This window comes from Paenarthrobacter sp. NPDC090522 (assembly GCF_044769225.1).
Taxonomy (GTDB): domain Bacteria; phylum Actinomycetota; class Actinomycetes; order Actinomycetales; family Micrococcaceae; genus Arthrobacter.
This window is the reverse complement of sequence record NZ_JBIVXL010000024.1, coordinates 22,322-35,953: the sequence shown is the minus strand read 5'-3', so window position 1 is coordinate 35,953 and position 13,632 is coordinate 22,322. Positions and strand designations below refer to the sequence as shown.

11 protein-coding genes, 3 tRNA genes and 1 riboswitch are annotated in these 13,632 nt (G+C 65.3%); of the genes, 9 read left to right on the top strand and 5 right to left on the bottom strand.

Translation table 11 applies throughout. The annotated features are described in order from the left end of the window. Positions 1–57: 57 nt before the first annotated feature. Together ACIQT2_RS21505 and ACIQT2_RS21500 are read left to right on the top strand one after the other, a co-directional pair. Complete coding sequence (locus ACIQT2_RS21505) at positions 58–690, top strand: copper resistance protein CopC (protein WP_400335550.1); 633 nt, start codon at positions 58–60, stop codon at positions 688–690. Between the two features lie 150 nt (positions 691–840). Next, a riboswitch (cyclic di-AMP (ydaO/yuaA leader) is annotated at positions 841–1,032 on the top strand. A gap of 3 nt (positions 1,033–1,035) precedes the next feature. Further along, the gene (locus tag ACIQT2_RS21500) at positions 1,036–1,818 is read left to right on the top strand and encodes an NlpC/P60 family protein (protein WP_400335548.1); all 783 of its coding nucleotides are present in this window, start codon (positions 1,036–1,038) and stop codon (positions 1,816–1,818) included. A 146-nt stretch (positions 1,819–1,964) separates the two neighbouring features. Here the strand turns inward: ACIQT2_RS21500 and ACIQT2_RS21495 are convergent, their stop codons facing one another. Further along, complete coding sequence (locus tag ACIQT2_RS21495; RefSeq protein ID WP_400335546.1) at positions 1,965–2,666, bottom strand: FAD-binding protein; 702 nt, start codon at positions 2,664–2,666, stop codon at positions 1,965–1,967. A 412-nt stretch (positions 2,667–3,078) separates the two neighbouring features. Here ACIQT2_RS21495 and ACIQT2_RS21490 point away from each other — a divergent pair, with 412 nt between their 5' ends. Together ACIQT2_RS21490 and ACIQT2_RS21485 are read left to right on the top strand one after the other, a co-directional pair. Continuing rightward, entirely contained in the window at positions 3,079–4,116 is a 1,038-nt protein-coding gene (locus ACIQT2_RS21490; RefSeq protein ID WP_400335747.1) for a universal stress protein, read from the top strand. Positions 4,117–4,133: 17 nt separating this feature from the next. Then, the gene (locus tag ACIQT2_RS21485) at positions 4,134–6,998 is read left to right on the top strand and encodes a PEP/pyruvate-binding domain-containing protein (RefSeq protein WP_402950634.1); all 2,865 of its coding nucleotides are present in this window, start codon (positions 4,134–4,136) and stop codon (positions 6,996–6,998) included. On the opposite strand, the gene ACIQT2_RS21480 is transcribed toward ACIQT2_RS21485, so the two are convergent. Then, on the bottom strand, positions 6,995–7,915 hold the full coding sequence (locus ACIQT2_RS21480; protein WP_397325050.1) for a cation diffusion facilitator family transporter: 921 nt from the start codon (positions 7,913–7,915) through the stop codon (positions 6,995–6,997). The two genes, ACIQT2_RS21485 and ACIQT2_RS21480, sit on opposite strands and share 4 nt — an antisense overlap. 10 nt (positions 7,916–7,925) lie before the next feature. Then, positions 7,926–8,426 (bottom strand): metallopeptidase family protein, encoded by a 501-nt coding sequence (locus tag ACIQT2_RS21475; RefSeq protein WP_400270099.1) that lies wholly within the window; start codon positions 8,424–8,426, stop codon positions 7,926–7,928. 116 nt (positions 8,427–8,542) lie between these two features. On the opposite strand from ACIQT2_RS21475, the gene ACIQT2_RS21470 reads away from it, so the two are divergent. Together ACIQT2_RS21470 and ACIQT2_RS21465 are read left to right on the top strand one after the other, a co-directional pair. Continuing rightward, positions 8,543–9,622 (top strand): LacI family DNA-binding transcriptional regulator, encoded by a 1,080-nt coding sequence (locus ACIQT2_RS21470; RefSeq protein WP_402950631.1) that lies wholly within the window; start codon positions 8,543–8,545, stop codon positions 9,620–9,622. Beyond that, positions 9,619–10,542: a carbohydrate kinase gene (locus tag ACIQT2_RS21465; RefSeq protein ID WP_402950628.1), complete on the top strand. Its 924-nt coding sequence runs from the start codon at positions 9,619–9,621 to the stop codon at positions 10,540–10,542. The genes ACIQT2_RS21470 and ACIQT2_RS21465 overlap by 4 nt, the downstream gene beginning before the upstream one ends. A 26-nt stretch (positions 10,543–10,568) precedes the next feature. On the opposite strand, the gene ACIQT2_RS21460 is transcribed toward ACIQT2_RS21465, so the two are convergent. Then, on the bottom strand, positions 10,569–11,555 hold the full coding sequence (locus ACIQT2_RS21460; protein WP_402950625.1) for a DMT family transporter: 987 nt from the start codon (positions 11,553–11,555) through the stop codon (positions 10,569–10,571). Between the two features lie 235 nt (positions 11,556–11,790). On the opposite strand from ACIQT2_RS21460, the gene ACIQT2_RS21455 reads away from it, so the two are divergent. The 3 genes from ACIQT2_RS21455 to ACIQT2_RS21445 all read left to right on the top strand — a co-directional run bounded on the left by ACIQT2_RS21455 (position 11,791) and on the right by ACIQT2_RS21445 (position 12,145). Beyond that, positions 11,791–11,863, top strand: a tRNA-Glu gene (locus tag ACIQT2_RS21455). A gap of 84 nt (positions 11,864–11,947) precedes the next feature. Beyond that, positions 11,948–12,021 (top strand) — tRNA-Asp (locus ACIQT2_RS21450). Between the two features lie 48 nt (positions 12,022–12,069). Further along, positions 12,070–12,145: transfer RNA gene (locus ACIQT2_RS21445), tRNA-Phe, on the top strand. Positions 12,146–12,265: 120 nt separating this feature from the next. On the opposite strand, the gene ACIQT2_RS21440 is transcribed toward ACIQT2_RS21445, so the two are convergent. Further along, complete coding sequence (locus ACIQT2_RS21440; RefSeq protein ID WP_402950622.1) at positions 12,266–13,627, bottom strand: ABC transporter substrate-binding protein; 1,362 nt, start codon at positions 13,625–13,627, stop codon at positions 12,266–12,268. Between the last annotated feature and the right edge of the window lie 5 nt (positions 13,628–13,632).

Here is a 13,632-nt window from a genome sequence, read left to right as displayed (position 1 = left end):
GGCGCCCGGACGATTCGCCTAGTCTGTAAGGAAGCCAACATTAGGAGAAACCGCCCCATGCGTACCATCCGCCCGCTTCTGGCCGCCGTCGTTGCCGCCCTTGCCTTCGCCTCGGCGGTACTTTTTGGTGCCGCCCCCGCGTCCGCGCACGACGTCGCCGAGTCCACCACTCCGGCCAACGGAGCCACCGTGGCGGCAGTCCCGGCGTCGGTCTCCATCACCTTCAACAACCGTCCGCTGGCCATCGGTTCCGGGGTGACGGTCACCGCGGGCGGCGAAAACTGGGCTGACGGCGCCGTCGAAATCATCGACAACCAGGCAGTCCAAAAGTTGCGCCCGGGAGCGCCGGCCGGCGAGTACACGGTGGTGTGGCGCGTGGTCAGCTCCGATTCGCACCCCATTGAGGGCACCTTCAAGTTCACGGCCACCACGGGAAGCACGACGGCGGCAGACGGCTCCGCGGGCGCCTCGCCGTCCGCTTCGGCATCGGGAGCGGTGGTTCCGAGCGCAGGAACGGCAGCTCCGGGGACCGGCTCCGGCGAGTCGGCTCCGGCCGCCTCCCAGCCCTTCCCGTGGAGCATTGTGGGCCTCGCCGTGGTGGCAGTCGGCCTGGTGGTTTTCCTGGCTGTTACAGCCCGCAGGAAGTTGGCCGCTTCCAACGAGGCCGAGGGCGATAATTCCGCGGAATGACGCGGTTTTCTACATACCTGCGAAAATCTCGAAAGGGTTACCGCGACACGCGCAAAGCCAACTCCTCGTTACTCAAATGTGACTTTGGCGTGATCATCCGTTACGGTAGTACCTGTGCCCGATCCCTATTTGGGGCACTTCCGGCCTGATTGCCTAGCTCTGCCGCAGTCCGGAATCCGTTCGCAGACAAACCTACGGCAGAGACGGGGAACCCATTTTAGGCCGCCATTGAGCGCGCCTTGGGGTGAAGTCACGAAGCTTCCGCTGAACAGCGGGGGATAGTGACCGGGTGACTCCCATCCGAATCCGACAGCTAACCTCGCAGGCATCGGGAGAGGCTTTTTCATGTCTTCACGCATTCTTCGCGGCCGTCGTAAGGCGGACATCGCACGTCCCAATCCGTTCATCTCCATCTCCAAGGCCGTTGCCAGCAACGCTTCGGGCGCTGGCCGCCAGGCAGCCGTTATTGCTGCGGCTTCCGGCCTTGTCCTGACCGGCTCCATTGCCGCCCACGCTGCCGAGACCCCCGCACAGGCCCCGGTCCAGCGTGACTCCAGCCCGGCGACGGTTGCCGAAACCGTTGCGGAGACCCCCAACAAGGTGGTCACCGCAGCTGCAACTGCCACCATCAACTTCGAGCGCCCCGCGGTTTCCTCCGTGGCAGCTCCCGTGATCGAGAAGCCGGCCCCCGTGGCTGCGGCTCCGGCCAAGAAGGCAACCACTGCGGCTGCCACCACGGCCAAGGCTACCGTTGCAGCTACCGCGGCTGCTCCCGCCGCCGCGGCTCCTGCAGCAGCAGCACCTGCCGGGAGTGTCAACGCAGCCATGGTTGCTTCGGCTTACGCCCAGATCGGCATCATGCAGGACTGCACCGCCATGGTGGAGCGCGCACTCGGCTCGGCAGGCATCCCCGTGGGTGACCTCGCTCCGATGCAGTTCCTGAACTACGGCAAGGTAGTCAGCGATCCCCAGCCCGGCGACATGATTGTCCAGTCCGGCCACGTTGCTATCTACATCGGCAACGGCCAGGCCATCAGTGGCGGCATCAACGGCAACCAGACCGGCATCCACCCGATCAGCTGGCTGACCGCAACCGGCCCCATCACGTACGTACGCGCTGGCGCCTAAGCTTCACGCTTAAACACCACCAAGGCCGGCACCTGGGAGAGATTGCTCTCCGGGTGCCGGCCTGTGGTTATTAAGGGTTCACTCGTTGCTCAGGACAGCGGGCATGCCGGTGTGGTCTGGCAGCCGCGGCGCTGGCCGTGCCAGTTTCAGGCGATCGCGATGCCCGGTCCTGCCGGGAGCGCCACCTTCGACGAGATGGCCTGTCCCACTGCCTTTGCCTGGCGGAGCACTTCCTTGGGCGTAGGGGTGATGAGCTCTCCGACGCCAACAAGGTGCATCCCCACCGCCCGCATGGCTGCCACGAGGTTCTGCCCGATCGCGATGCCCAGTTCGGCCAACATCCGGCGCAACTGGCTTTGGGCGCAACGCGTCACAACGATGTGGTCCGCCAGGAGGATGCCGCTGGCCGTGTGTACGGCCCACTGTCGAGGTGCCGGCTCGAACGGGGCGAGGCCCGCCGTTGCCAGGCCGGGGACGCCAATGCCGGGAGTCGAAAGGTCCGCCACGCTCCGCTCGCCGAGTTGCAGGCCCTGGCTGGCTCCCAGGAAGTCCAGGCGCACCGCCTTGGTGGTGCTCCGCACGTCGAGCTGATGGCTGGCTGCGTAGTTCCGCAAGTGCCGGAGGATCTGGTTGCGTTCCAGCATGGCCGCGGGGTCGGCAGCATCGCAGCGCTGCAGCATTCCCGTGTGGACGGAGGGACCGGATGTGGACAGGGATCCAAACCCGTCCACCACAATTGAGCCAACGCCGTAGCGGCTGAGCTCGCTGGCCACGGCCAGGCCGGAAAGCCCGGCTCCAATCACCACGGTGGTGGTGCGCTCTGTGCCGGAATCAGGCGTGAGTGACACTGCTTGGTTCCTCCTTGACGTGTGTGCCCGAAGGCATCGCGTTGTTTCGCGTCCAAGCTCCCCCAGCGTCCGCAAACAAATGGCCGGGTGTGTCCTGGAACACGCTTGCCGGCCATTCGGTGACTCGAACACTACAGAACTTTTGGGGCCGTGGATAGCCTCAATGGCAGCGTGTTTTTACTTGTTCATCCAGAGTCCGGCAACCACACCTGAAACCGAGCCCGGACCGTTATGCGGCGGGCGAAAAGTCGCCTTGATTCGGCCTTGGCAACCGAGAATAGTGGGCAGTGGAAGGGGATGCCCTGAACTTCTCCTTCCCCGGATATTCGCACCAGGCCGGGCGTGTCACCTTGCGGGTGAAACCTCTGGCAGAATGACCGGAACAAAAGCAGCAGGTGGAGAGGCGGGCCCCATGGACCAGCACGGCAGTCACGTTGAAGAACCCCGGAGCGGCGACGGAGAAGCCGTTGCACCCGGTGGAATCGTCGTCGGAGTAGACGGCTCGGAACACGGTCAATGCGCTTTGGTGTGGGCGGCCCGCGAGGCTGAACGCCGCCAACTTCCCCTGCATATCGTCACGGCCTATTCAGTGCCGATTTTCGCGGCCTCCGGCCTGGACGGCGGTTACGCCACCGTGGACGATTCCGTCATCCGCGAGGGTGCGGAAGCAATCGTCAAACAGGCCATGGACAAGGTGGCCGGCTATGACCTGGACGTGGATGCCTCCGTGGAGAATGGAGATGCCGCCGGGGTGTTGCTGGACCTTTCAACCGAGGCCGCATTGCTGGTCTTCGGAAGCCGGGGCCGGGGAGGTTTCGTTGGGCGGCTCCTGGGTTCGGTGAGCAGCGCGCTCCCGGCCCACGCAAAATGCCCCACGGTTACGGTGCCGTTGTACTGCGCCGATCGCCTCGGGGAGAACACCGAGGACCGCCACATCAAGGCCGAGCACGCCAAGGCCGGTCCGCGCACGGTGGAGAACGTCGTAGTGGTAGGCGTCGATGGTTCCGAGCAGGCCCGCATCGCAGTTTTGGAAGCTGCCGAGCAGGCAGAACGAATGGGAGCCAAGCTCCGGGTCATTTGTGCCGTCCCGCAATACAGCGGCTCCCTCGCCTGGGTTCCCGCGCCGCTGGACAGGGATGCACTGTTCGCGGACATCAAGGTGCAACTGGACGCAGGCGTCGCCTGGCTGCGCAGCCACTTCCCCAAACTGACCGTGGAAACCGAACTGACCGACGGCTCACCCGTGGATGTCCTGGTGGAAGCAAGCAGGGGCGTTGAGCTTGTGGTGCTGGGTACCCGGGGCCGCGGCGGTTTTGCCGGGATGCTCCTTGGCTCTACGTCCGACGGCGTCCTTCACCACGCCAAGGGTCCTGTGCTGGTGGTCCCGGACCGGGAGGACCCGCGGCTTGCCGATCGGGCCAACTTCGGTCCCATGCTCGGGGCTGCATAAGGTAACGGCGCCGGTCGATGGACGGCCAGGATCCCGGCGCACGGGAAAAGGAACCATGGGCAAAAGCACAAGAGCCGTCGCAGGATGCTGGCGGTTCCGCGTTCATCCTGCCGCTGGAGGAGATCCGGGCAGGCATGCTGGCGGATGTTGGCGGTAAGGCCGCCAACCTTGGCGAACTGTCGGCGGCCGGGCTGCCGGTGCCTCCGGGCTTCTGCCTGACGACGGCGGCCTACCGCCATTCGCTGGCATCCGCCGGAATGGAGGGGGTCTTCGATGCAATGGAGGCTGCCGCTTCCGGCCCGGACCCGACGGGCGCTCGCGCCACGACCGGCCCGGAACCTGCCGCTTCGGGCGGTGCCCCGACGGGCGCGACGCCGGTGCGCGACGGCTCCCCGACCGGCCCGGACCCTGCCCGCCTCAACTCCCTTGCGGCCCGTGCCCGGTCCTTGGTCCTCGAGGCAGGGATTCCGCCGGAAGTCGCCAAGGAGGTACAGGCCGCGTATGTGGCCTTGGGAACCGACGTTCCGGTCGCTGTCCGGTCCTCGGCAACTGCGGAAGATCTCGCCTTCGCAAGCTTCGCTGGCCAGCAGGACACGTTCCTGAACGTCGTGGGCGTGGATTCCGTCCTGGACGCCGTCAGTAAATGCTGGGCTTCCCTCTGGACGGACAGGGCCGTCAGTTACCGGTCCACCCACGGCATCGACCATTCCACGGTGTCCTTGGCCGTGGTGGTCCAGGAAATGGTCCAGTCAGTCACCGCCGGGGTGATGTTTACCGCGAATCCGGTGACCGGCCGCCGTCGGGAAGCCGTGATTGATGCCAGTCCCGGACTCGGTGAGGCTGTGGTGTCCGGGGCTGTGAACCCGGACCAATACGTGGTGGACATGCAGGGCGGCCGCATCCTGAAACGCGCCCTCGGTGACAGGCACGTGGAAATCCGCTCCGTGGCCGGCGGCGGCACGGAACGGGTGGAACAGGGCGTCTCCGAGGTACCTCCGGAGCCCTGCCTCAGCGATGTACAGGTCAAGGAGTTGGCGGCGCTCGGCCAGCGGGTCGAAGAGCACTACGACGCTCCGCAGGACACCGAGTGGGCCATCGACCAGGAGGGAAAGCTCTGGCTCACCCAGGCACGGCCCATCACCACCCTGTATCCGCAAACCACGCGGAAGCCGGACATTCCCGGAGAACACGCCTTCCTCAATTTCAGCCTGGCCCAGGGACTCACCCGTCCGTTGACACCCATGGGATTGGCCGGGATCCGCCTCATCGCCTCCTGCGTGGCGGGCAAAGCACGCTTCGCCGTGACTCATCCGCGTTCCGGGCCGTCGCCGTATTACGAAGCAGGGCAGCGGATCTTCTTTGATGTCACGTCCGTGCTCCGCAGCAGGGTAGGGCGGCTGATCGTGCCCAGGGTCTTCGACATCATGGAAGCCCGCTCGGCTGCCCTGATCCGTGGACTCGGCGATGATCCCCGTTTCGCTGTCACCAACAAGACGCCGTTCAAGCTCATCCGGCACGTGGGACCCGTTGCCGCCGCGTACCGGGTGCCCGAGACCATTTTCCGGGCGCTGTTCCGGCCGGCGGCGGCAATGCGGCGCGTGGACAGGCTTGACCAGGATCTCCAGGAATCGTTGGCAGCACCGGAAGCGGCAACTAGCCGCCAACGGCTGCAGCGCGTCGAGGAGATCCTGGGGCAAAGAATCTTCGCCACCGTGCCACAGGTCTTGCCGCTTCCCGCCGTGGGCTTTGCCATGCTGGCTCTGGTCCGCAAACTCCTGGGCCCGGACGTGTCCTATGACGAACTTCAAACCGTGATCCGTGGCCTGCCCAACAATGTCACCACTGAGATGGATCTGGAACTGTGGAATCTGGCATCGAAGATCCGCCAGGACCCCGAAGCCAAGGAGTTCTTCGCCTCCCGGACGACGGCCGAGCTCACCGATGCCTACAAGAACGGCATGCTTCCCCCGCGCTCCCAGTCCGGCCTGGACCGTTTCCTGGCCGCCTACGGACACCGCGCCGTCGCGGAAATCGACCTCGGCATGCCGCGTTGGTCCGAGAACCCCACCCACATCCTTGGCGTGGTGGCCAACTACCTCCGCCTGGAGCCAGGGGCCGGAGACCCTGCCCGGCAATTCGAGGACGCCGCCCGGGCGGCTGAAGAACAAGTGTCCCGGCTGGTGGCGCGGGCCCGTGCCAAGAGCCCGGTCCACGCCGGAATCGTGCGGGCGGCCCTGGACCGGACCCGACGTTTTGCGGGAATGCGGGAACTCCCCAAGTACAACCTCGTCCTCGGCCTGGCCGCGGCCCGGGAGCAGTTGGTGCTGGTGGGTGAGGACCTGGCGGAGGCGGGGCTGCTCGACGACGCCCTGGACATCTTCTTCCTGGACTTCAACGACGTGGAGATCGCCCTTGCCGGGACCGGCCTGCAGCACGTGGTTGCCGAGCGCCGGGAGGCCTACCGGCTTGAGCTGCGGCGCAGGCACATTCCCCGTGTCCTGCTGTCGGACGGAACGGAGCCGGAGGCTGCCGGTGCTCTCGTCACCGCTCCGGGCGCGCCAGGATCGCTCACCGGAAGCCCCGCTTCCGCAGGTATCGTCACAGCCCCGGTGAGGGTGATCATGGATCCCGTCGGAGCGCATCTGGAACCCGGGGAAATCCTGGTGGCGCCGTCCACGGACCCCGGATGGACGCCCCTGTTCCTCACCGCCGGTGGGCTGGTCATGGAAATGGGTGGCCCCAATTCGCACGGCGCCGTGGTGGCCCGCGAGTACGGCATCCCGGCCGTCGTGGGTGTGCCCGACGCCACGGCAAAGCTCACTACGGGACAAACCATCACGGTGGACGGTGCCGCGGGGACGATCATCCCGGCCGGGGGCTAGGCGTGTTGGTGCGACTCGTGTTCTGAATGGCTCACGGGTTCCAGTTGGAACGTGCAGTGCTCGGTATCGAAGTGCCGTCCCAGGCAGGAGCCCAATTGGTCCAGGATGCTGTCCGCCCCACTGGCATTCAGGACCTCGTCCTCCACCACCACATGCGCCGAGAACACGGGCACTCCGGAGGTGATGGTCCAGATGTGGATGTCGTGTGCTTCCACCACGCCATCCACGGCAAGGATGTGCTCACGGATCATGTTGACGTCCACGCCCTTGGGAGTTGCCTCCAAAAGGACGTCCACCACGTCGCGGAGCAGATGCCAGGCACGGGGGATGATCATGAGCGAGATCAGCATGGACGCGATCGGGTCGGCGGCGCTGAAGCCCGTGGTCATGATGACGATAGCGGCCACAATGACGGCGATGGAGCCCAGCAGGTCGCCGAGGACCTCCAGGTAGGCACCCCTGACGTTGAGGCTTTCCTTCTGTGCCCCTTGCAGGACCAGAAGCGAGACGAGGTTGGCCACGGCACCCAGGACCGCGGCCCCCAGCATGATGTCCGTATGGATCTCCGGAGTCTCGCCAAAGCGGCGGATGGCCTCGATCATGATCACCACGGCGATGACTATGAGGATCAGTGCGTTGGCCAGGGCCGCAAGGACCTCGGCGCGTTGGTAGCCGTAGGTGCGCTGGTCGCTCGCCGGACGGGTGGCGATCCAAGCTGCCATCAGGGCGATGAACACGCCGGCGGCGTCGGAGAGCATGTGGCCGGCATCGGCGAGCAGGGCCAGCGAACCGGAAACGACGGCGCCAACCACCTGGATGCCCACCACCCCCAAAGTGATGGCCAGGACGGCGATAAGCCTCTTGCGGTGTTTGCCGGTTGCTGTGACTCCGTGGGAGTGGTTGTGGTCGTGCCCCATGCCTACAAGGCTAGCCCCACCCGAGTTCATGAAGGCGGTCGTCGTCGATTCCGAAGTGGTGGGCGATCTCGTGGACCACGGTAATGGCTACTTCATCGATGACTTCCTCGCGGGTGGTGCAGATGTCCAGGATCGGCTGGCGGAAGATGGTGATCCGATCCGGCAGGGAACCGGCTTCCCACCACGAGTCGCGTTCGGTCAGGGGAACGCCCTCGTACAAGCCAAGGAGCACGGTGTCCGGATCTTCGCCGGGTTGTGGGGTGTAGTCGTCCTCGATGAAGATCGCCACGTTGTCCATGGCGCTCGCGGCTTTGGGTGGAATCAACTGCAAGGCGTCGCTGACGGCGGCCTCGAATTCCTCCGGTGACATCTCGAACGGTGCACCCTGGGGCAGCCCGGAATCTTCGGCCGGGCTGTGCACGGCTTCGCGGGCCGGAAGCGACGGCAGCGGCGAAGAGGGGCGGTCGCCGTCGGGAACGATAGGAAGGCCGGGAGGAAGATTCGCGGGCATGGTTCGACTCTAGTCCGCGCCGGGAGCATTGACGCTGGATGTGTTGGCAGATACTGTTTTGGAGGTTTGGTTATGCGTATAACCAAACCTCCACTCCCACCACAGTCAGGTCCCCCATGTCCCGCAATGGAACCAGGCCTGGAACCCCAGGTTCCGGCCCCACGATGCACCACGTAGCGGCCGCCGCCGGGGTTTCGCAGGCCACGGTGTCCATGGTCCTCAACGATGCCGGGGGAGCCAGGGTCTCGGACGAAACCCGGCTGCGGGTCCATCAGGCGGCGCGGGAACTGGGCTACCGGACCAACGCCCACGCCAAGGTCCTCCGTGACGGGGTGGCAGGGATGATCGGCTTCGTGGGCGATCACGTGGCCACCGCGCCCTTCGCCGGAAAGATCATCGAGGGAGCACAAGCCCGCGCGTGGGAAGCGGGGATGCTGCTGCTCACGGTCAACACCGGCGGCGACAAGCACCTCGAAGCGGCGTCCCTTGAGGCCATGTTGTCCCACAAGGTTGCCGGTGTGGTGTACGCGTCCATGTACCACCAGGTAGTGGATGTCCCGGACGCGCTGGGCGAGGTTCCCGCCGTCGTGCTTAATGCCCGGGACCGCAGCGGCACGTTCGCGAGCATCGCGCCGTCGGAAGTCCTGGGCGGCCATGCCGCCACCAGGAAGCTTCTCGACGCGGGCCACCGCCGCATCGGCTTCATCAACATTGGCGCCGTTGAAGACGGGCTCCCTGCCGTCGTCGGGCGTCTTGAAGGGTACCGGCAGGCGCTGGCCGGGGCGGGCATCGCGTACGACGGCGACCTCCACCGTGCGGGCGACGGCCAGGAAGCCGGTGGCCACCGGGAGACGCTCCAACTCATGGCGCTGGACCAGCCGCCAACTGCGATTTTCTGCGGCAACGACCGCACGGCGTGGGGTGCCTACCAGGCGCTCGCGTCCTTGGGGCTCACCGTGCCGGACGACGTGTCCGTAGTGGGCTTCGACAACCAGGAGTCGCTCGCGCCGCACTTGCGGCCGGGCCTGACCACCCTGGAACTGCCCTTCATTGACATGGGAAGGCGGGCCGTGGAGCTGATCCTTGCCGGTACGCCGTCCCCGGGCCACACTGAATTGTTCGAATGTCCCCTCGTTGACCGGCATTCCGTGGCCGCGCCTCCGCACCTCCCCAACCAACGAACAGGAACCGCATGACCGCCAGCCCTTCCCTCGCGCCTGAACCCCTCGACGTCGTCGTGGTGGGTGAAGCGCTCATCGACATTGTGGAATCGCCTGATGGGAGCACGGAGTACCCCGGCGGCTCGCCCGCCAACGTCGCGTACGGGCTTGGCCGCCTGGACGTGAAGACGGGCCTCCTGACCGCCATTGGCAAGGACCAGCGCGGGGACGCCATCGCGACGCACCTGCAAAGCGCGGGCGTGGTGCTCCTGCCGGGTTCCAAGTCGCTGAGCACGACGGCGACGGCGACGGCCCAGATCGCTGCCGACGGCTCCGCGGAATACACGTTCGACATCGACTGGGCGCTGTCTCCCTTGGTGCTTCCTTACGCGCCGAAGATCCTGCACACCGGTTCCATCGCCACGTTCCTGCAGCCGGGCGCCAGTGTGGTCCGGAGCCTTTTGGAACAGGCGCAGGGTGGTTGCATGGTCACGTACGATCCCAACATCCGCAAGGACCTGGTAGGCAGCCACCATGAGGCGTTGACCCTGTTCGAGGAGTTGGTGCCGCTCACCGACGTGGTGAAGATGAGCGACGACGACGCGCAGTGGCTCTACCCGGGCAAGGCGCTGGAGGACACGGCCAGCCACCTGCTCTCCCTCGGGACGGGACTCGCCGTGGTGACGCAGGGCTCCAACGGTTCGCTCATGGCTACCCGGCAGATGCAGCTCAACGTCCCGGCCATCCCCTCGGACGTCGCGGACACCATCGGCGCCGGCGACTCGTACATGTCCGCGCTCATCATGGGCCTGCTCCTGCGCGGCAGCGATGGGATGGCGCCCACCGTGCTCGAGCGGATCGGAACCACGGCGTCCATGGCCGCGTCCATCACCGTTGGCCGACCGGGCGCCAACCCGCCCACGCACCGCGAGCTGTTGGCAGGCATGGCCCGCTAGGCTTCCTGTTTCCTTGGCGTGTTTGCCTATCCGTGCCCTGCGCGCGTCCTGGCCTTGGACGTGCGCAGGGTAGTTTTCGCTCGGGGGTTCCGTCGGGTCAGGGCGACGCCCACCAGGCACACAACGCCGCCCGCGAGTCCCCAGACGGTGGGCACTTCCTGGAGCAGGGCCCACGAAATCAGGATGGTGGTGCCTGGAACCAGGTAGGTGGTCGCAGCCAGCTTCCCCGCCGGGATGAGGGACAGTGCGTAGGCCCACGTGGTGAAGGCAATGGCCGTGGGGAAGATCCCCAGGTACACCAGGCCCAGTGTTGCGGGCACGGGGGCGGCCTGGATTTCGCCGATCAGTTGGCCGGTCCAGGGCAGGCAGCACACCGCCCCGATCATGATGCCAAACCACGTTGCCTGCCCTGCCGTGAATTTCCGCAGGACGGGTTTCTGCAGGATCGCGCTGACTGAGGCGAGCACCGCGGCAAGCAAGCACAAGAGCACGCCGGTGACGTCCGCCGTCGAGCGTTGCCCGGAACCGAGGGCAATCATCGCCACCCCGCCAAAAGCCACGGCGCTGCCGATCAGCAGCCACCGCGGGAAGCCTTCCTTGAGGATGACGCCGGCCAGGACCGCGATCAGGATCGGCGACACGTTGATCAGCATGGCGCTTGTTCCGGCGTCCAGCATGTGTTCCGCGGCGTTGAGCGCCACGTTGTAGCCGCCGAACCACATCACCCCGTAGGCCGCGATCGGCAGCCATTCGCGGCCTTTCGGCCACACCTTGAGGCCGGGCAGCACCACGAGTCCAAGCACGACGGCGGCAACCGCCAGCCGCCCGAGCGTCAAGGAGCCGGGGGAGAAGCTGGGGCCGACGGCGCGGATGCCGACGAACGCCGACGCCCACAGGACGACAGTGACGATGACGGCGGCGATGCCGGACTTGCTGATGGAGGCTGCTGGCGCGGGGATGGTGCGCTTGAGGCCCTGGGCGGGCTGGCCTGGTCCGGCCGGGGTGGATGTCATAGGGCCAATCTAGTCCTGCGGAAGGTGGCAGGGCTGGCGGTTTTCGGACGCTTCACGGCAAGAAACTGCCAATGTTTGAAAGGCCCCATTTAGTAGGTGTTCGAGGTCACACCGTTCTCGATTTTGGAATATGGCCGTCCATGCTCTAAAGTTTTAGAGTCCAGTTCGGACGAGCGAGAGCAGAAAAGAACGCGTAAAGCGTTGTTTCCTGTTGCGAAATTCGAATTGAGTTCAGGCCCCCATCGTCTAGCGGCCTAGGACACCGCCCTTTCACGGCGGCGGCACGGGTTCGAATCCCGTTGGGGGTACGCAAGGCAAGTGGTAAATCGGACTGAAAAAGTCTGGTAAGCTAGAAGCCTTGGAAAAAACGCGGTAGAGATACTGCAAAGCAAGGCCCTGTAGCGCAGTTGGTTAGCGCGCCGCCCTGTCACGGCGGAGGTCGCGGGTTCAAGTCCCGTCAGGGTCGCTCTGAGCGCCGGAAGAAATTCCGGTTCTCAAGGTGACTTGTCACCTAGGCTCTGTAGCTCAGTTGGTAGAGCGTTCGACTGAAAATCGAAAGGTCACCGGATCGACGCCGGTCGGAGCCACCACTGGGAAGCATCAGTTCTTCGGAACTGGTGCTTTTCTTCTTTTAACTGTCTGTTTGTCTCCGTCAGGGATTAAAGGGCGACGTCGGCACCCGCTCTGGATGCCGACGTCGTGCTTTATCCCTATGACTTGAGCTTCGGCTTCACGTCCTTGGTGTAGATGGACTCCAGCGCTCCCTTGAGATCGGTCAGCGTTGCCTTGACGTCCGCCTTCTCGTTCATGATCTTGGTAGCGGCCTTCGCCAGTTCCTGGTCGCCGCCCGGGAGGAAGGTGCGGGCGTAGTCCTGGGTCCTGGTGGCCTTCAGCTGGTCCACCACGGTTTGGAACTCGGGGGTTTGGCTCAGGATGGGCGAAATATCGGCGCCCTCGGCCACGGGCGCGTAGCCTGTGGCCGCCGCCAAGGTGGCTGTGCTCTGCGCATTGGTGACGAAGGTCATGAACAGTGCCGCGGCCAGTTGCCGTTCCGGAGAGGTCTTGCTGGCAATCACCAGGCCCGAGCCGCCGGTGGGGCACACGGGGGACTGGCTCACCGAACCGCCCGGAAGGAAGCCGACGCCGATCCGCATGTTGGCCTCCTTTGCCGCCTTGAGGGTCGCGGCGAGGTCGGCGGACGAACTGATGGTGGCACTGACCGCGCCGGCCTGGAGATCCGTGATGGCGTTCTTGGACGAGACGCCGGCCCAGGAGTCCTTCACGATCGAGTCCTGCACCCATTGGAGGGCCTTGATTGAGGCTTCGGAGTCCGTAGTGATGTCCCACTCCTTGGACCACCCGCCGCCGAAGCCCCACAGGACGTTCTGCAGGGTCCACCCGGCGTAGCCTGCAATCGCGGGGTACTGGTACGCATTCTGGTAACCGGCCTGGCCCGCGTTGGCGGACTTGATCTTGGTAGCCCACCCCGCGAACTCTTCCCAGGACTTGGGTGCCTCTTCAGGGACACCGGCCGCTTTGAAGTGGTCTTTGTTGAAATAGAACAGCGGGGTTGAGCGCGCGTATGGCACGGCCCACTGCTTGTTGTCGTACTTGTAGTCGGAGATCAGCCCGGCGACGTAGTCGGACGTGCTGGCTTTTGCCGCTTGCAGGAGGCCGTCGATGGGGAGGATGGCGCCGGACATTGCGTACCGGAACCACCAGACGTCCGAGGCCACTACAACATCGGGGACATCGTTGCCGGCCTGCGCTGTCTGGAACTTCTGCGCTACTTCCTCATAGTTCGCTCCGCCCGTGATGAGGTTGACCGTGATGTCCGGGTGCGCCTTCTGGAAGGCCTCAATGAGCTTCAACTCGGTATCCCGGGACTTGCCCGGGTGGCTGGACATGAAGCTGATGGAACTCGCGGGTTTGACCTTGGACCAATCGGTGGACGCCGCGGTGCTGGCTGAACCGCCGGTGGTTGATGGGCCCGCGCATGCGGCGAGGGCCAGCGTTCCGAAGCTTGCTCCCGCGACACTGAGGAATTGCTTGCGTGAAAGTGGGGTGGACATGCTGA